Source organism: Cyclobacterium xiamenense (genome assembly GCF_009467825.1).
GTDB classification, from domain to species: domain Bacteria; phylum Bacteroidota; class Bacteroidia; order Cytophagales; family Cyclobacteriaceae; genus Cyclobacterium; species Cyclobacterium xiamenense.
Genome location: NZ_WIOK01000012.1, coordinates 92,346 through 111,267 on the forward strand (window position 1 = coordinate 92,346; position 18,922 = coordinate 111,267).

The 18,922-nt window shown below is 48.1% G+C and carries 11 protein-coding genes; 8 read left to right on the forward strand and 3 right to left on the reverse strand.

Annotated elements, in window-relative coordinates; all coding sequences use genetic code 11:
* Position 1: 1 nt before the first annotated feature.
* Together GCU44_RS11120 and GCU44_RS11125 are read right to left on the reverse strand one after the other, a co-directional pair.
* Entirely contained in the window at positions 2 to 2,140 is a 2,139-nt protein-coding gene (locus GCU44_RS11120) for a GumC family protein (protein WP_154856466.1), read from the reverse strand.
* Positions 2,130 to 2,906: a TolC family protein gene (locus GCU44_RS11125; protein ID WP_092167870.1), complete on the reverse strand. Its 777-nt coding sequence runs from the start codon at positions 2,904 to 2,906 to the stop codon at positions 2,130 to 2,132. The genes GCU44_RS11120 and GCU44_RS11125 overlap by 11 nt, the downstream gene beginning before the upstream one ends.
* Before the next feature lie 153 nt (positions 2,907 to 3,059).
* Here GCU44_RS11125 and GCU44_RS11130 point away from each other — a divergent pair, with 153 nt between their 5' ends.
* Together GCU44_RS11130 and GCU44_RS11135 are read left to right on the forward strand one after the other, a co-directional pair.
* Entirely contained in the window at positions 3,060 to 3,734 is a 675-nt protein-coding gene (locus tag GCU44_RS11130; RefSeq protein ID WP_154856467.1) for an acyltransferase, read from the forward strand.
* Between the two features lie 34 nt (positions 3,735 to 3,768).
* Positions 3,769 to 4,467 carry a LytR/AlgR family response regulator transcription factor gene (locus tag GCU44_RS11135; RefSeq protein WP_092167875.1) on the forward strand — a complete coding sequence of 233 codons (699 nt, stop codon included), beginning with the start codon at positions 3,769 to 3,771 and terminating at the stop codon, positions 4,465 to 4,467.
* 61 nt (positions 4,468 to 4,528) lie between these two features.
* Here GCU44_RS11135 and GCU44_RS11140 read toward each other — a convergent pair whose 3' ends face one another.
* On the reverse strand, positions 4,529 to 8,665 hold the full coding sequence (locus tag GCU44_RS11140) for a response regulator (protein WP_154856468.1): 4,137 nt from the start codon (positions 8,663 to 8,665) through the stop codon (positions 4,529 to 4,531).
* A 210-nt stretch (positions 8,666 to 8,875) separates the two neighbouring features.
* Between GCU44_RS11140 and GCU44_RS11145 the strand changes: the two genes are divergently transcribed.
* The 6 genes from GCU44_RS11145 (at position 8,876) to GCU44_RS11170 (ending at position 18,912) form a co-directional block, all read left to right on the forward strand.
* A complete protein-coding gene (locus GCU44_RS11145) occupies positions 8,876 to 10,045 on the forward strand; it encodes a glycosyltransferase family 2 protein (RefSeq protein WP_154856469.1) in 1,170 nt (389 codons plus the stop codon).
* A 222-nt stretch (positions 10,046 to 10,267) separates the two neighbouring features.
* Positions 10,268 to 12,718, forward strand: a complete 2,451-nt coding sequence (locus tag GCU44_RS11150) for a hypothetical protein (protein ID WP_154856470.1) — start codon at positions 10,268 to 10,270, stop codon at positions 12,716 to 12,718.
* Positions 12,719 to 12,840: 122 nt separating this feature from the next.
* Complete coding sequence (locus GCU44_RS11155) at positions 12,841 to 13,626, forward strand: cupin domain-containing protein (RefSeq protein ID WP_154856471.1); 786 nt, start codon at positions 12,841 to 12,843, stop codon at positions 13,624 to 13,626.
* 133 nt (positions 13,627 to 13,759) lie between these two features.
* Positions 13,760 to 14,359: an RNA polymerase sigma factor gene (locus GCU44_RS11160; protein WP_154856472.1), complete on the forward strand. Its 600-nt coding sequence runs from the start codon at positions 13,760 to 13,762 to the stop codon at positions 14,357 to 14,359.
* 134 nt (positions 14,360 to 14,493) lie between these two features.
* Positions 14,494 to 15,492, forward strand: a complete 999-nt coding sequence (locus GCU44_RS11165; RefSeq protein WP_154856473.1) for a FecR family protein — start codon at positions 14,494 to 14,496, stop codon at positions 15,490 to 15,492.
* Between the two features lie 93 nt (positions 15,493 to 15,585).
* Positions 15,586 to 18,912, forward strand: coding sequence for a SusC/RagA family TonB-linked outer membrane protein (locus GCU44_RS11170; protein WP_154856474.1), 3,327 nt, complete (start codon positions 15,586 to 15,588; stop codon positions 18,910 to 18,912).
* The last annotated feature ends 10 nt before the right edge of the window (positions 18,913 to 18,922 follow it).

Genomic DNA, 18,922 nt, shown 5'->3' on the forward strand with positions numbered 1-18,922 from the left:
GTCAGGAAAGGTATTTTTTAATCTTTGCCCGCAGAAAGGACCTGTCTCGTGGTATTTCCCCGTTCATGTCCTCCAGTTCATCGGATTGCAGCCGGTTTAGCCAGACGGTATGCGGGATCTTGACCATTTCTTTCAGGCTTTCGTGAAAACGTTCGTCGGCGGGCTTCCAGTTGCGCTGCCCATCCAATACCATGACCAACACATTGGCCTGATTAATCAACGGATAGTTTAGTGGGACTTCTTCGATTGGGGGTAATTCCCATAAAATAAACTCCTTCTCCGTTTGAGCAATTCGCTCTTCCCAATAGGCATCCTGTTGGTCATAGAGGATGGCCTGTTGATCGTAAGAAAGCGTATCGCAAGGCATTTCCGCTGTGTCCCGCGAATGTCCCCAGTACACAATATTTCGGTTTTGCAGAGTTAATTCTTCCACCAACTTGCGGATAAGGAAGGTTTTTCCTTCTGCGGGTTTAAGGCTGTAAAAAAGGACGATTTTTTTCCCCTGTTGGGGTAGGTATTTACCCAGGTTGTTGTAAACCTGTTTCCGCAGTCGGTTGTAGAGGATGTCTTTTTTTACTGCCTTACTTAGGCCCAATTCATCAATCCATGCTCCGGAAACCTTCAGACCGGTTACTTTTTCAGCCTGTGGTACGGACTTAATGGTACGGTCAATAAAAAAAGAAAGGACCACGATCGAAAATCCGAAGAAACCGGTAGCCAGGCTGCCTCCGATAATAAAGATCATTCGTTTGGAAGGTAGGGGGGATTTGGGATAGTACGGCTCATCGATCAGTTTTTGTGAAGAAGACATTTCCAGATCGTATTTTTGCAGGTAGGCCATGTTTAGTCCATGCAGAATGGATAGGTATTGGTCTTCGTTCACACTTACTTCCCGTTCCAGTTTTTTTAGTTCCGCTCCCAGAGGCGCAAATTCCTGTATTTTTTCAGAGAGGTACGCTTTTCTGTTTTGCATGACGTCCAGGGCTTGCTTTTGTTCTTCGAAAAGAATTTTTAGCCGCAGCCATTCCTCCAGGATAGTCTCCCGTTGAATGCCTTGAAGGGAGTTGCTATTTTGAAACAATTCCTTCGAATCGGCTGCTATTTGGTCTTTCAATCGGACGATTTCCTTTTCCAATTGTGTGATTTTTGGTCCGGCGCTATTCTGGGCCTGTAAGCCCTGAATCTCCATGTCTCGCGCCACAATTTCGTCCTGAAGGGCGGAGATGTTTTGAATGATCACCTGCCTGTTGTCAAAGTTTTGAAACATTTCCTGGATTTCATTCAAATTGGATTCGGTTCCGGATAGCAGGCGCTTGGACCGCTCTTCGTCCTGTTCGTGTTCCAATTTGGCGATATCCAGGTATTTCCCCTGTTCGTAATAGTTCAGGATTCGGTTTTCGCTCATGAAGGACTTGAGCCTATCTTCTGCCTCCCGTAATTTCCCCTGAGCGATGTCCAATTGGCTTTGGAAATAAGCAATGGAATTGGTGTTCTCCATTTCCTTCATCCCCGAATAGCGTTCCATAAAGGCCTTAGCTAGCAAGCGCAGGGTATGGTAGCAAACACCGGCGTCGTCTGTACGGTACGACAGCTCCATCATATCGCTGGAAAATTTTCTTGCGACACTCAAACGCTCCAGGATCTTCGTCATTGCATAATGCCGGTGCTCGCGCAGCAGGTATTCGATGGGCGAGTTCGGCTCACGGATGTAGTGGGCTTTTATTCGGGCAAAGGTTTCCTTCTCGTCGCCGGGTACGGATAACTCCTGCCAAAGGGATGGTTGAATGTGCTCCCGAAGATCCAGCCAGCAGTCATTGTGAATAACGGATGGGTCGGGCTCTGGGAGCGAGATATGTAAGGCAAGCAGGTGAAGCGAAGCCTCTTCGATGGTCTCCCGTGACTTTACCAACAGGGTAAGGTTATCAAACAAATTGTTAGAGGTGTAAAAATCCATGCGGATCACACCCCCATCGGTAGCTCCCCGGTTACTTGTTGGATTCGTGAACACGATGGTTTTGCTTTCGTATTCGCGTGTCATGTTTCGGGTGAGCATAAACACCCCCAGACCGACTAGAATCGGCGGTAAGATAATACGGAATTTATTCTTCCAAAGAAGGCGAAAAAGTTGTTTAAGGCTCATTTTTTCGGATTATTTGCGTCAATGTCACACCAATCAATAGTTCCAATTTTTGAACGGCAACAAAAAAACTACTTCGCGCGTTTTCGTATTCCGATTGGGCTATGGTATGGATTTCTGCGTTCCTCATGTAACTGGACGCGTCCAGATTACCTAGATTAAACTCCATTTCTACCTGCAATAGGTTGGTTCTCGCCTTTTCCTGCATCTGCATTCGGATATTCATCAGTCGCTGGGCGAGGATGAGGGTGTTGTATTGTTCGATTACTTGCTCGGCAATCACCAACTCCATTTCCCTGGTTTTATAATAGGTAGCCTCCATTTCCTGTTTTTGAAGATTGATCCGATCGCCTCGGTTAAAAATCTCTGAGAGGGGGATACTTAGGTTGGCACCTGCCCGGTAACCGTTGGCAATATTCGACAGGTCGGCTCCCTGGGTTCCAGTGGTGACGATGGCTTGATTTCCATACCCGTAATCGATGTATCCACGCAATAAATTGGTCCAGGATTTTTTGGCAAGATTCAGTCGTGACTCTGCGGATCCAATCAGGGCTTCATTCAGGCGGATGGTCGGATGCTGAGCAATGGCCATGTCGATCAGGCTGTCCAATGGAGGCAATTGATCCTCAAGAGAAACATTCAAATCGAGGTCCTCGAAATAAGCTGCCGCCTGTTGGGCACGCAAGCCTTCGGAAAAGGTAAAAAATCCTAAAAAGTAAAACAGGCTCAGGAAAAGAGGCCTTGTAGGGTTTTTTAACATGAATTTCATTTATTTATATATCAATGACAAAAATTGTTTTATGTAAAATAAATTACTGTTTTTGCCTGAATTTTAAAATAAAAGTAACAAAATTTTTAATTTATCCTTTTTTTTTGAATTTAAATTTTCACGGCATATATTCATTAATTATTTAAAAGATCGATGGTTCAGCAGCAATTAGCGGACAGATTGTCCCGAAAAAGCGAAGCGATTTACGGCAGGGAAGCACGCAACACAAGCGAAAAAATAGGCTTGTATTGGGCCTTTTTGCAAGAAGTAATGCAGGGCCTATACCGGATTGTCAACGCAAAATACCGATTGAGAAAATGCGCCGCGTTAGGAAAACTGGTCACGGTACGAGGGCGTCTACGGGTGGAAGGATTGGGAGAGATTCGCGTGGGTGACCGATGCACCATTTGGTCGCACATGGGTACCACCCAGTTGTATGCCGATAGAGGGGCGGTTTTGGACATAGGGGAAGGTACCTTCATCAATACCGCTTGCATCATTTCTGCAAGCGAGCGGATTACAATTGGAAAAAACTGTCAGGTAGCCAATCAGGTTATTATTATGGACGGTGATTTTCACGGGGTGGATGACCGTTCCGAGAAGGGAAAATCCGGCGCCATTACCATTGAAGACGGGGCTTGGCTTGCTACCCGTTGTATGGTACTCAAAGGCGTGCGCATTGGAAAGGGTGCCACGGTAGCGGCCGGGGCCGTAGTAACCAAAGACGTAGCTCCCTATACCCTTGTGGGAGGAGTGCCTGCTCAGGTTATCAGAAAATTAGCCACGCCCGAATCGGAGCCTGCCATACAGGAGGATTCTAGGGCGTAGTTTGTGAAGAAACGTATAAATGTATCCAGATAAAATGAATCGTTGTGTAATTATAGATGACGATGCGGCAAGCATTGAAGTGCTGTCGCATTACATTTCCAAAACAAAGTCACTGGACCTGGTGGCTAAATTTACGGATGCAATCGAGGGTTTAAACTTTTTGGTGGAAAAAAAAGGAACGATTGATTTGATTTTTCTGGATATTGAAATGCCGGAAATGAATGGCTTTGAAATCCTGAAACACAGCCAATACGATGGAGCGCTGATCGTCATTTCGGCCAATCACGAAAACGCCATATCGGCGTTTGAAACAAATGCTTGTTTTTACCTACCCAAACCCTTTTCCTACACCCAATTCTTGAAGGGGATTGAAAAATTCAAAGAAGCCGAGGTACGCATCGATCCCAATTCCTACTCCAGGGATTTTATTTTCGTAAAGGACGACCGATTGTACAAGAAAATTCTCTTCGCTGACATTAGTTATTGCGAAGGAAAGGGAGACTATATCAGCCTGAAATGCAAGTCCCAGACCTATACCATCAAATCGACCATTTCGAATTTCTTGGAGAAGTTGGCCGCCAATCCGGAATTTGTACAGGTACACCGCTCTTACGTGATCAACCTGCACTACCTAACGGATTTTGACAGCGATACTGCGGTGGTGGATGGAAAAATTATTCCCATCGGTGCCAAGTACAAGGAACAGCTAAAAAACAGCGTTAATTTTCTATAAAAAAGGGGCAGTCCCCCTTGCCCTACCCAGCAAGGGAAGCCTGCAACTTTTTTCGCCCGTTCTACTCTTCGTTGACGTGCCGTTGGATCAGTTTTGTCACCAGGGCATTTTCCTTTGAGAAATCATCTAGCATTTTTGCGATCGCCTTCTCCTCGAATCGTTCCAGTGATTCTAAATCCAATGCAATGGCATACAATGCGTCCAATCCGGCGGTGAGCGCCGAACCTTTCAACTTGTGTCCTTCGGAGGACAGCCCCTCCAGGTTTTTTTCAGAAAAGTGTTTTTTTAATACCTTATCCGACTGCGCAAGTTCTTTGACGGTGAGCTTGAGTACTTCGTTGATCACCTCTGGTTCATCCCCCAGGTATTCCTTGACTTTGCCTAAATTAAAATGGTTGAGTGACTCCGTTTCCGTCAGGTTCACCGGCTCCGTCGGAATGGCTTCTGTGGGGGCCGCGGGTGCGGCTTCGCCGGAGTTCCCCACTTTTTTGGCAGGCAACCATTGTTCAAAAATGGTTCGAATATTTTTTTCTACGATCGGTTTGGCGACAAAATCCACCATTCCGGATGCCAGGCAGTTTTCGCGTTCTCCTTTGATATTGCCCGCAGTAATGGCCACGATCGGAATATCTTTGAGCGCAGGGGATTGTTTGATTTTCTTTGTGGCTTCGTGACCACTCAAAACCGGCATTTGGATATCCATTAATATGATATCCGGTAGGTGTGCTTCCGCCATTTCAACCGCCGATAAACCGTCCGTGGCCTCTAGGATTTCCGTATCGGGCGACACCTTTAGAATGATGGTTTTTGCCAAAAACATGTTGATGGAATTGTCTTCAGCGATCAATACTTTAAAGGTATGGCGTAGGGATTCCTCTGAGACCGCTTCAGCGGCTGCTGATTTCGGAAGGGATGTGCCTGGATTGAGCTGAGCGAGGGCATCGTAAAGGTCCTTGATTTTGATAGGTTTGGCCAATTTGATGCGTATGCCCAATTCCCTGCATTTTTTATGGATGTAGTCATCGTCTGCCGAACTATGCAGTAGCACAATGGGCTGGTTGGCTTTTTCCCCGGAAAAATTATTTCGAATTTTTTCGGCAGTTTCCAATCCATCCATGTAGGGCATGTTTAGATCCATCAAGATGGTATCGAAGCCTCCATTCGACTCGATCTTTTGCAGCGCATCGAAACCGTTTGTCGCTTCCTCCATGTGAATGCTTTTTAAGGAAAACATTTCTTTTAGAATCAATCGGTTGTTTTCATTGTCATCCACCACCAGTACCTTTTTGATAAAGTCTGTATCGGTTTTTTTGATGCAGTCACCGTTTTCGGTGGTAAGCTCGATATCAAAATAAAATTGACTTCCCACACCCAATTTGCTATGTAGTTTCAACTCGGAGCCCATCATGGCCAATAGCTTGTTGGAAATGGTTAGCCCCAGACCGGTACCTCCGTATTTTTTGGTAGTGGAGCCGTCCTCCTGGGAAAATGCGTCAAAGATTTTCTTTTGGTTTTCCTCGGAAATGCCAATACCTGTATCCCGAACCTCAAAGCGGATGAGCTGTTTTCCATCCGGAAGATCCTGCAGGGTTTGGACTTTTAACTCAATCTCTCCTTCTTTGGTGAATTTTACTGCGTTGCCCAAAAGATTGATTAAAATCTGTTTGAGTCGTATATCGTCAATGTAGATAAAGCGGGGTAGCTCCTTTTCGAGATTCAGCAGCATTTCAACCCCTTTTTTCTGCGCCTGGTAGGAGACCACGTCGGTCGCCTGTCCTGCCAACTCAAAGACGTCCGTTTTGCTGATGTCCAATTCCAGTTTCCCTGCTTCAATCTTGGAAAAATCCAGGATGTCATTGATGATGTTGAGCAGGGTATTGGCCGACTGATTGACAATCCCGATGTATTGGTTCTGAACCTCGTTCAGGTCGGTTTTTAAGAGCAGGTCCGTAAATCCAATAATGCCGTTGAGCGGGGTACGGATTTCGTGACTCATATTGGCCAGAAACTCGGACTTTGCCAGGCTGGCTTTTTCGGCAAGCTCTTTGGATTCCACCAGATTGCGCTCCAGGATATTGCGGTCAATGGCGTTAGAGATGCTGTTTGCAAAACTCTTTAACAAGGACAATTCCGCCTGCGACCATTGCCTTTCCAGTTTGCAATCGTCGTATCCGGTAAAACCCCAAAAGCCCTCCTCCGTAAAAATCGGAATCGCCAGTATGGACTTGATATTTTGTTCTTCCAGAAATTCCCGGGTAGATGAACTCTCTGACATCTCCGAAAGAATGGCCTGAAACACTTCGTTGTTTTCCATGGGTTGGACAAAGTCGCCAAAAAAATTGATCGGGACATCCTGCAAATCTGGGTTATTGACTTGTGGTTCTACCTCATCGGCACTCCATTCAAACCGTTGGGACGTGAGGGTGGTGCCATCCGGCGCCTTGCTGTTTTCCCAGTAATATACCCGGTCCACATCGGCCGCCTTTCCGATGAGCTCCAGACTTCTGGAAATGGCCTCGTTTAGATTTCGATTCGAAAGCAATTCGTCGGTGGCTTTCGAAATGGCAGAAAGCATCTGTTCTTTCTGTATGAGTTGGTTTTCTCTATTCACTGCTTCGTTTATATCCTGAATGGTCCCAAATAGGTACAGGCATTTTCCCTCTTCAATGTGCGCTTCCCCGATACTGCGGACCCAAATTTCTGTTCCCGTAGCGGTTACGATCTTTAATTTTTCATCCCAGGCTTTGCCGTATTCCCTGGCCAGGGAAAACAACTCTTCCATCCGTTCCCGGTAAAATCCATCTTTATAAAACCGGAAGGAATCCTGCAAATCTGGCTTGTAGCCATCCTCTACCTCAAAAATAGCTTTGGTGATATCGGTCCAACTCAGGAAATTTTTCTCCACATCGTATTTCCATCCCCCGATTTTTGCCATCATGTGCGTTTGGTTGAGCAGCTCCTTGGCATTTTGGATGGTTCGTTCCAGACGAAGCCGCTCGGTGATGTCGATGGAATTACCAATGACATAGCTCTCCCCCGCGTGGTCTTTTTCCAGGGTATTGCTGTACAACCACACCTTTAGGGTTCCATTTGCCTGACGGGTGGTCATCAGGCCCTGGGCTTTTCCATCGTTTTTTAATTCTCCAAAATAGCTGTCTATCTCCGAATGAAAACGAGACGGAATGATGTCCCATAGTTTTTTGGATAGCATTTCCTTTACGGTGTAGCCCAGGAGCCGCGCACCGTAATTATTAAAGCTCAAGAAATTGCCCTCCAGATCGTGGGTTAACATCAATCCCTGACTATTTTCAAAAAAAGACCGAAACTTTTCTTCACTGGATAGCAGCCGCTCCTCTTTGTCTTTTTCTTCCGTGATGTCCCTCCCAATAGCAAAAATCCACTTATTTTTCAGGTCCCCTGTAGCAGTCCAGGCAAAGGTTTTGTAGTCACCAGCCTGGGTTTTTAAGCGGTGATTGAAATTACTACTTGCTTCGCCTTTGATTAACTTGTTGATTTCTACCATGGTTTGATCCACATCACTTGGATGGATGTAATCGGCCATGGGTTTTTCAGAGAGCTCCTCCTCGCCGTAGCCTAGCAAGGTTTCAAAAGCTGCATTTACCTTGATAAATTTTCCGTCAAAACGAATGACGGTAATCAGGTCCTGCGATAGAGAAAGCGCCTTGCTTAAAATTCGATCCTCAAAAATCTCGGTTTTAATCCGTATCTGCTCCCATGTGGCCTTGGATAAAATACCCAGGTTTTCTTCAATCGTTTCGGTGTTTTCATGAGCGGTGCCGTCCAACACTACCAGGTAACCCAAAATTTGTCCACCCGTTTCAGGGACCGGGTGCACAGCCAGGTACCCAATTTCTTTCATGTTCTGTAAAAATTCACTTTTCTCCAGCTCAGGGTATCTGGCTACGCTCCTGAGCTCCTGGAATTTTTCCGCGGAGGTTAGCCACAGATACAGAGGATCGGCCTCCGGGATGGATTGGGGTTGAATGAGCTCCGATTTGGACTTGAACCAAAGTCCCTCGGTATCCGGAAAAGCGATGAAAGCATGCGCGCATCCGGTGAGTTTTTTGGCTAACAACACGATACGGTCAAAATTTTCATTGGGGACACCTTGTCCCAGGTAAAACCCGGAAGCCTTGGTGCCTTTGCTGTTACCTCTCAAAGAATTACCTTTATTCATGGTGCGAATACTGAAGGTTGGCGGTTAGATCGATTTCTAAAGTTACTACGAAACTAATGACAATTGCTCAAAGAAATAAATCGTACATTTCGCTGAGTAAAAAAACGAAAATTTTTGGTTCATACCATGATGCTTTCCAATCATTCCACTTATTTTTACAAATTCGAGATTTTAATTTAAAAATCAAATCAAGGCGCAAAATTATATCCCATGCTTGATGTACTATTTTGGTTGGCCATAGGCGTAGTTTTTTATGCTTTTTTAGGATATGGCGTTGTCTTATACATTCTGGTTAAGGCAAAAGGTGCTTTTTCAACGCCAAAAGACCGGAACGAACCGGACGATTGGCCCAGGGTAAGCCTGGTGATTCCTTGCTTTAACGAGGCAGATATTATGAAAAGCAAAGCGACGAATTCCCTCTCTCTGGAATATCCGGAGTCGAAATGCGAGATAGTTTTTATCACGGATGGGTCCACCGATAATTTCCGTGAAGTACTGGCTGAGTTCCCACAAATAAAAATTTTGCACGAAGACCGCAGAGCGGGCAAGACGGCGGCGGAAAACCGATCCATGGAAGAAATCGATACCCCCATTGTGGTCTTTACCGATGCGAATACCCTGTTGAATAAAATGGCCCTCAAAAATATTGTGCGGCATTTTTCGGATGAGCAGGTCGGCTGTGTTTCCGGCGAGAAACGCGTGCTCATAGAAGACGCTGATTCAGCCAGCGCCGCCGGAGAGGGCATGTACTGGAAATACGAATCTTTTTTGAAAAAACTGGACTCCATGCTTTATTCGGCCGTGGGCGCGGCGGGAGAACTGGTGGCCTTTCGTTCCTCACTTTACCAGCGGCTGCCGGAAGACACCATCCTGGATGATTTCATGCAATCCATGTTGATAGCTTCGGAGGGATATAAAATTGTCTACGAACCCGATGCCTACGCCATGGAAACGGGCTCCGATTCCACCGGGGAAGAATTAAAACGAAAAATAAGAATCAGTGCCGGTGGCTGGCAGTCCATGAAACGATTGTTTTCCCGAATCACGCCATTTAAGCAACCCGTATTGTTTTTTCAGTATTTTTCCCACCGGGTACTCAGGTGGACCATCACGCCGTTTTTACTGGTGTTTATCTTTATCGCCAACCTGTTTTTGTGGTCCCAGGGCTGGGTGTACCAGGCATTGATGGTGGGGCAGCTGTTTTTTTACGGGGCCGCCGCGTTGGGCTACGTCCTGGAAAATAGAAAGCTTAGGGTAAAGGTGCTTTTCGTCCCGTACTACTTTTGCCTAATGAATTATGCCGTGGTTGCCGGGCTGATTCGGTTTTTGAGGGGTAGCCAAAAAAGCACCTGGGAAAAGGCCAAGCGCAAACAAAGCTGAGTGCCTTCACGAGCAACTACCTTCTTTTTCCGGCCTGAACAACGAGCCGCTCTTTTTGACGGCAGCTCCTAGTCCGGGGTAAATTTCTCCGTTCCTGCCGAATGCCGAAATATAGGCTGGTGTCGGAGTGCGTAGGAATAGGCCGGTTATTACCAAATTTCCTTATATTCCGATTCCATTCACCAAATCGACTGCGTGGCCGTTGTTGCGCACTTGTTGCCTATGAAATTAACCACTTGGATCTGCATCTGCCTCCTGGCATTACCCGGCCGGAGCTTCGCACAGGAAGTCGCATTTGAGACCGCATTCTTTCGATTAGTACTTGATCAGCAGGGTCAGGTACAAAGCCTATTCGATAAAGTACACCAAACCGAGTACGGATTAGCAACGGACTCCCGTTTCTTCATGCAAATACGCGTATCCGGGGAAGTTTTTTTTCCGGAAAAACTGGTGGTACGGGAAGATCGCCTGTACCTGGATTTTCCAGCGCCTGCGGTTCAGATTGAGATTGAGCCGCGCATCTTTCCCAATTACCTGCGGTTTGAAATTCGTTCGATCACGAACGAGGACCAAGTAGATTGGGTGGTTTGGGGTCCCTTTGCTACCAGCATACAGGAAATCATCGGTGAGACGGTGGGGGTTGTACGCAACGAGTCCTTTGCGCTGGGCATACAGGCCTTGAATGTCAAAACACTGGGAGGCTTTCCCGATGCAGAAAGTGATATCGAGCCGGCCTACGATATTTTTGAAACAGGGGATTTGGTGGATGTGGAAGCCAGCTGGCGAAACCAGAAGTTCTACCGGGGGCAAACGGCAAAGGTAATTGAAAATGGCAGCGTGCTTCAGGCCTATAGCCGGAATCGGGGGGAAGACCGGGTGATTGTCAATCTGGGGCACGATCGGTACCTGGCACCGGCTTACGAAGACGGTGGGCCGGTGGGTTCGGCCATTGCGCTTTTTGGCTGCCCGGCAACACAGGCCCTGGACCTGATTGGAGAAATTGAATTGCAGGAAGGATTGCCGCATCCGATGATCGATGGCGAGTGGGCAAAAAAATCCAGTAAAGCCACCGCTTCCTACCTGATCATTGATTTTACGGTGGACACGATTGACGAGGCATTGGATTTAACCGAAAAAGCCGGCTTGGATTACCTGTACCATGGCGGACCTTTTAAAAGTTGGGGGCATTTTGATTTGATAGCCGAAGCGTTTCCTGAAAATTGGAAAAGCATGAAGGCGGCCGTTACCCGCGCTCGGGACCGGGGAATGGAGCTGGGTGTACATACCCTTTCCAATTTTATTTCCACCAAAGATCCCTACGTGACACCCGTTCCCGATCCCCGGCTGGCCAAGGTAGGGTATTCCCGCCTTTCGCGTGCGCTTGATCGGACAGATGAAGCGGTGTTTGTCGAATCTCCGGACTTTTTTAACCAGATGGAAAACAACACCCTGCAGGCAGTTCAGGTTGGGAACGAAATCATCCGGTACCGTTCCGTTTCCACCGAGGCTCCCTGGCGCCTTGAGGGCTGCCTGCGTGGCGCATTCGGTACCGCGCCTGCTGCCCATTCGGCCGGAGCTAAAATCGGGAAATTAACCGATCACGGCTACAAGGTCTTTTTGGGCGATGTAGATCTTTCCCGCGAAATGGCCAGCACCCTGGCCCGACTGTTTAACGAAACCGGATTGAAGCAGATTTCTTTTGACGGACTGGAAGGCAATTGGTCTACAGGGATGGGACAATACGCACGCAGCTTATTTACCAAAACCTGGTTTGACGAGTTGAACCCCGATTTACAGGGAACGGTAATCAACGATGCGAGCAACCCCTCCCATTTCAATTGGCACATCAATACGCGCTACAATTGGGGAGAGCCCTGGTATGCGGGATTTCGGGAAAGCCAAACCAACTACCGGCTGATGAATCAGGACTTCTACAAGCGAAACCTATTACCGGCCATGCTGGGTTGGTTCAGCATGCGTCCGGAAACCAGCCTGGAAGATACGGAATGGCTGCTGGCCCGAGCTGCGGGCTTTGATGCCGGATTTGCTTTTAACCTGAGTTTAGATGCTGTAGCAAAAAACGGGCAGTCAACAGCCATTTTCGAGGCCATCAAAACCTGGGAAACCGCGCGCATGCAGGGAGCCTTTTCGGACGGACAGAAACGCCGGATGCAGGACATTCAAAACGAATTTCGCCTGGAATCCAACGGACCGGACCAATGGAAGCTTATTCCCTACGCGTTGGTTCGAATCGAGCATGCCAATCGTTTGAAGCAGCCGGGTGAACCTACCCAAACCGACCTTACCTGGCACAATCCCCACGAAAAACAAGCCCTTCAATGCATGCTAAGCCTGATTCCGGAGGAAGGCGGCAACCAGGCGACTGCAACCAACATTACCCTGACACTCAATCAATTTCATTCCTGGGAAGTTCCCGTAAGGCTGCAGGCAAATCAGCACGTAAAACTGAATGAGGACGGTAGCTTGGTTGTGTACGACAGGCAGTGGAACAAGCTCTCCGAAATGGCAAGCCCGGAGGCGGTTCCCTGGCTGGAAAAAGGTGGGAATGAAATCAGCGTAGCTGCTGATTTTAATGCCGCACCGGGAGCCTTATTAAAGGTTGAGATCAAGACCAGAGGAATGGCCGAAAACGTATCGGTAAGTGCGCAATAAATGCAACGTGAAGGGCATGTCGGTACAGGCAGGCGATTTTTACCGGAAATTGCCTGTACGGTAATATTGCTTTGCTAAAAAAATAACGTTATTTTCACCAATACATAAACCCAAATCCCTACATGAAACTTCTATTCTCTCTTGCATTCCTGCTTGCCCTCACCCAGGCACATGCCCAACAGGAAATTCCCCATCCCTCATCGGCGTTTGAGTTTACGATGCTTCCCGCGGCAGTTCATACGCACGGGGAAGAAAGGCAGCTGATGGATTGGCCCACCAAGACGCTCGAGAATTTCCGCGTGCAGCATCGTGTCCTCACGGCAAGCGAACCGCTTCAACTAAACGAAGACCGGGAAATGTTGCTAATAGTCACCGCGGGTGCCCTTCAATTTCAGACGGGGGAAAAAGCCGAAACGCTTGGTGAACGAAGCGTCGCCTGGCTGCCCCGGCAGACGGAAGTCCTGCTATCCCCCCAAGATACCCAGGCGTCCCTGTATTTGATTGCCTGGGACGTAGACCCGGTTTCCCGCGAAACCAGGCCAGCAGGTCAGGAACCCAGGATTTTTCAGTATGGCGCCATGGATTATAAAGAGACGGCAAAAGGGGGCAGGCGTTCGGTGATGCGAGCCGCGACGGAAACCCTGCAGGAGTTAGAGATGCACATCACAACCTTAAAGGAAGGTGAAAAGAGTCACGATCCCCACGTACATGCCGATGAAGAAATCATTTTGGTGCTACAGGGGGAGGTGAGCGAGCACATCAACGGTACCGAGTACCGACTGGGGCCAGAGTCGCTGGTGTTCTTGTCCGCTTTTGATCCCCACGGCATCCGTAACGTTGGAACAGGGGAGTGCGAGTATTACGCCATACGCTGGATTACAGCCAAAACCGGAAGCGGACAATTCTGAGGTATATATCTTCAAAAAACGTAGTTTTTTATTTAAAATGAAATAGGGTATATTGTACCACCTAAACTACCAAACCAGTTGTACCATTCCGGCGCTTACAGTGAGGTGAAGCCGAATACTACGAGACCAATCCATGGGAGTTTTACACAAACATACGGATACCGAATTGCTGGTTTGCCTCCGTCAGGGGGACTGCGCAGCATTTGACGAATTGTATCGCAGGTATGCAAAAAAGCTGATGGCCTTTTCCCGTACCTTTTTTTTTGACCAGCACCTTGCAGAAGAGGCCGTTCAGGTCGTATTTGTCCGGATTTGGGAGCGGCGGGGCAAACTGGATGCGTCCAAGTCGTTTAAGAGCTACCTGTTTCAGGCAGCCAAGCATTACATGTATAACCACATTCGAAATCGTAAAAAGGAATGCTGTCTCGACGAAGCAGCCGGTCAGGTCGAACTGGCCGGACAGCAACGAGAAAGTGAACTGGCCTATCAGGAATTGGAAGACCTGGCCATGGAATTGATCAACAACCTGCCCAAGGTGCAACAGGAGGTATTTAAACTAAAAAAGCTAGATGGTATGAATAGCGAGCAGATCGCTTTGCAAATGAATCTCTCCAAACGTACCATCGAACACCACATTTACCTGGCCACCAAAACGCTGAAAAAAAGCCTGCTTCAGTATCCTTCCTTTCAGGTAATGTTTGTACTCGGTATTAACTTTGGAATCATCGGTTAATTCTGGTTATTTTCGAAACATAGTTTTATTATTTTTCAAAATAGTAGAATAGGAAAATTTTTTCGTATTTTTTTTATTTTTGATTAAGTAAATCAATTGGCTGGCGGTTTATACCTCAAACAGCGATAAACCCAGTGAATAACGAACGTCTCATTCGATTTTTAAACGGCACTGCCAGTCAGTCAGAAAAGGAACAGGTTCTGAAATGGTTGGAGCAAGAGGATGCCCGGGAAGTTTTTGACGAATTTTTAAAGGAAACCTGGCAGCAGTCCCTTCCTCAGGATGCGGACCCCACGGACTATTCCCTGCTTCTGGATCGTATTCACGAAACGATCCAACCAAATTCAAATAAGAGAAACAGCAAGAGACGCTGGCGTTTGGGGCCATCATTGCGGGTCGCTGCCTCCTGGCTATTGTTAATCGGAAGTATCTTCTTTTTGATGCAGGGTTTGCGCTACGAAAAACCCGCACCGGCTCCAATCGCCGAAACCACTATTACAAAAACGACCGGACCTGGAGAAAAGCTGACCTTGCAAATGCCGGACGGTACCCAAATCACCGTAAATGCTAATTCTACGTTGTCTTTTTCTTCGGGGTTTGGAAAGGGGGACAGGATTGTTCAGCTCCAGGGAGAGGCCTATTTTAGCATTGCAAAAAACCCAGCGCTGCCCTTTCAGCTACATACTGAAAAAATGATTACCACGGCCCTGGGTACGGAATTTAATGCCTATGCACGTTCCGAACGATTTGCGTTGGCACTCACCGAGGGAAGGGTTGCCGTAGATGCCGCCAAAAAGCGAATCGAATTGGAACCGGGTCAAATGGCTACCCTGTATACGGAGCGAGAGCCAGATGCTCTGGATGTACGCCCTTTTGACATTGACAGGACCGTTGGATGGAAGGAGGGGCAACTGGTACTTGACAGAAAGCCCCTAAAGGCATTATTGGCTGACCTGAGCTCCTGGTACGACGTGGATATGAAAATCGACCCGCGTCTGGACCTGAATGCCCGGGTGATCGGGACCTTTCGAAACAAAAACCTAGCCGATGTACTCACAGGACTGGGTTTTTCCATGGGATTTGATTTTGAGATAAATGAAAAAATGGTTGTCATTAAAAAAGAAAGCCTATGAACTAAACAAAAATGCAGGGCAAAACTCCCATCGCCAAATGAAATGCTTTACCCTGCAGATTTCAATCAGTAACAATTAAAATCCTTTAAAATTATGAAAAGAAAACTACTGTACCTAATCAAAATGGTATCGAAGAACCTATTGTACGGATTGGTACTTCAATGTTTGTTCCTGACAACATTGATGGCGCACGAGATGCACGCCCAGATCATACCCATCGATGAATCCTATATTCGGCTGAAAAAAGCCGAATGGGATCTCGGAGAAGTTTTCCGCGAAGTGGAAAAAGAGACGGATTACCAGTTCGTCTTTCCGGAAGAAATTTTGACTACTTCTACCCTACTGACCCTCAATAGCAAACGACAAACGGTCAATGCGTTGTTGGTAGACATCGCTCTTGGCGCCAACCTGCGATTTAAACAGGTGGATAACTCCATCTATGTAGCAAAGGGGAACCGCTCTCTTTCTGAATCGGCCGTAGAAATACGCATCGAAGCCCGCCCGATCACTGGAAAGATCGTTGACGCCAACGGAGAAGGAATTCCCGGGGCAACAGTTCTGGTGGAGGGAACTGCTACTGGCACGGCTTCAGACATTGATGGGAACTTCAGCCTGGAAGTACCAGACAATGCCGTTCTGGTCATTTCTTACATCGGGTACGAATCCCAGCGTGTAGAAGTAGGCAATCAAAATGAACTCACGATTACCCTGTCCGAAGACCTTTCCTCCCTGGATGAAATCGTGGTGGTCGGCTACGGTACGCAGAAAAAAGTAAACCTTACCGGAGCCGTGAGCACGGTCACCTCGGAGGACATCGTCAATCAACCGGTAGGCCAGACCTCCATGGCGCTTCAGGGAGTAGCGCCCGGTGTCACCATTACACAGCGAAGTGGGCAGCCCGGGCGCGACGGAGGTGCCATTCGTATCCGGGGCGTGGGAACGCTTGGAGATTCCAATCCGCTGGTCATGGTGGATGGGGTCGAGACCAGCATCAATAACGTGGATCCCAACGAAATAGAAAGCATCTCCATTTTGAAAGATGCCTCTTCCGCCGCCATTTACGGTGCACGGGCGGCCAATGGCGTGGTTTTGATTACCACCAAACGAGGTGTGGAAGGCGTTCGGGTTAACTATAATATGTACGCGGGATTCCAGATGCCTACCCGGCTGCCGACGATCGTCGGAGCCCTGGATCACATGGAAATGGCCAACGAAGCCTTCACCAACGTGGGCAACGACCCCCAATACTCCGAACAATTTCTCGCCGATTACCGGGCAGGCATGCCCTCCGACCAGTATCCCGACACGGACTGGCAGGCGCTGACCATGAAAAATTCGGCCTTTATGCAAAATCACAACGTCAGCATCAATGCGGGCAGTGAGAAAGCCAAGGTATTTGGCTCCATCAGCTACCTGGACCAGGACGGAATTATTCCAAACACCGATTTCAACCGGTTTAACCTCCGGCTCAATTCGGACGTGAACGTTTCGGAAAAACTTACCCTGTCCACAGATTTATTTTTGAGCAGGTCGTTTCAGCGTGAACCATCCTCCGGTACCGGCTACGTGTTTCACTGGATGCGCCGCATTCCCGCCAACGAAGTAGGGATTCTATCCAATGGGCGATACGGAGAAGGCTGGAACGGGGACCATCCCCTGGCCCGTGCCCGGGACGGTGGCCTGCGTACCGTGGAGAGCCTCGATGCCATCCTCAACTTTCGCGTGAATTATAAATTTACCGATTGGCTATCCGCCGAATTGATGTATGCACCAAAGTTTTGGAACCCCCATACCAAGAGTTTTTCAAACATCACCCAGACCTATGCCCGCGACGGGGAGACACCCACGCACTTCGTGCCCCAGCGGAATTCCCTCACGGAACGGTACGACCGGGAATGGTACAATAATATCCGGGCCATCGTGTCGATGGACAAAACTTTTGGCGAGCTGCATACCCTTGGAATTACGGCAGGTTACCAGCAGGAAGACCAAACCAATCAGTGGATTTCTGCTTATCGGGAGGTATTTCCGCTTCCCCAATACCAGCAAATCAATGCCGGTAACCGGGCAAACGAGCAAACTGGCGGTGCCGCCTCTCACTGGGCCTTGCAATCGGTTTTCGGCAGGGTGACCTACAATTACGACGAACGCTACCTCCTGGAAGGAAATGTGCGTAGGGATGCATCTTCTCGTTTTGCCGAGGGAAATCGCTCCGGTGTATTTCCTTCCTTTTCTGCAGGCTGGCGGATTTCCGAAGAAAGCTTCATGCAGGGTTCCTCCGGGATCATTGACCAGTTGAAGTTACGGGCCAGTTGGGGGCAACTGGGCAACCAAAATATCGGTTTGTACCCCTTTGCTGCATTCATGTCCCTCGGGGGCGGCGGTCAGGATTACGCCTTTAATGGAGCCAATGCACCCGGAGCCGCATTGAATAGCATGGCCAACTCCTCCATACAGTGGGAAACCACCGAAACGACAGATATCGGATTGGAGCTGAACCTGTGGGGCAAATTGGATGTCACCGCCGATTACTACATGAGAAGGACCAAGGACATCTTACTTGCCCTGAACATCCCCCAAACCATCGGTCTAAGTGCTCCTTTTCAGAATGCCGGAGAGGTGAAAAATAACGGCTTCGAATTGATGGTAAACTACCGGAACAAGATTGGGGAACTCAATTACGGCATCATGCTCAACTATTCGGACGTGCGCAACGAAATTGTCGACATGCGCGGAATTGAAAATACCGGACTTACCGTAAACAGAGAAGGGTATCCCATAGGGTCGTTCTTTGGCTACATTTCCGAAGGCTTGTTTCAAACCCAGGAGGAAGTAAACAATCATGCCGACCAATTCGGTAACGTAGCGCCGGGAGATATCAAATACCGGGATGTGGATGGAGATGGTATGATCAATGACCGCGATCTGGCGGTGATCGGAAGCCCCATTCCCCGGCATACCTTTGGGCTGCGCCTGAATGCAGACTATAAGGGGTTTGATTTTTCCCTGTTTCTGCAGGGAGTTGGCCAGGCAGATGGCTACCTCTTTGGCCAGGGGATCATGCCATTTTTCCTTGGAGGAACCGTACATGAACAGCACAAAGATCGCTGGACGCCGACCAATACCGATGGATCCTTTCCCCGATTGGCCTGGAATCAAACCAATAACGAACAGAATTCAAGTTTTTGGATGCGTAATGCAGCCTATCTACGCGGACAAAACGTACAGCTAGGCTATTCCATTCCAAAGCGCGTGCTGGACCCGATGAATATCGGAAGCGTACGGGTGTACCTGAGCGGCAGAAATCTGTTTACCGTAACGGATTTTTACGAGGGGTACGATCCGGAAGCACCGGTCAGCAATGGCGGCTGGTACCCGCAGATGGCTACCTACACCATGGGCTTGAATGTCAACTTCTAAACAGCAGCAA

Excerpts from the sequence above, each read along its gene's own strand:
- GCU44_RS11125 (WP_092167870.1), bottom strand. The coding sequence starts at position 2,906 with ATGAAATTCATGTTAAAAAACCCTACAAGGCCTCTTTTCCTGAGCCTG.
- GCU44_RS11150 (WP_154856470.1), top strand. The coding sequence starts at position 10,268 with ATGAAATTAACCACTTGGATCTGCATCTGCCTCCTGGCATTACCCGGC.
- GCU44_RS11135 (WP_092167875.1), top strand. The coding sequence starts at position 3,769 with ATGAATCGTTGTGTAATTATAGATGACGATGCGGCAAGCATTGAAGTG.
- GCU44_RS11130 (WP_154856467.1), top strand. The coding sequence starts at position 3,060 with ATGGTTCAGCAGCAATTAGCGGACAGATTGTCCCGAAAAAGCGAAGCG.
- GCU44_RS11120 (WP_154856466.1), bottom strand. The coding sequence starts at position 2,140 with ATGAGCCTTAAACAACTTTTTCGCCTTCTTTGGAAGAATAAATTCCGT.
- GCU44_RS11155 (WP_154856471.1), top strand. The coding sequence starts at position 12,841 with ATGAAACTTCTATTCTCTCTTGCATTCCTGCTTGCCCTCACCCAGGCA.
- GCU44_RS11160 (WP_154856472.1), top strand. The coding sequence starts at position 13,760 with ATGGGAGTTTTACACAAACATACGGATACCGAATTGCTGGTTTGCCTC.
- GCU44_RS11145 (WP_154856469.1), top strand. The coding sequence starts at position 8,876 with ATGCTTGATGTACTATTTTGGTTGGCCATAGGCGTAGTTTTTTATGCT.
- GCU44_RS11170 (WP_154856474.1), top strand. The coding sequence starts at position 15,586 with ATGAAAAGAAAACTACTGTACCTAATCAAAATGGTATCGAAGAACCTA.
- GCU44_RS11140 (WP_154856468.1), bottom strand. The coding sequence starts at position 8,665 with ATGAATAAAGGTAATTCTTTGAGAGGTAACAGCAAAGGCACCAAGGCT.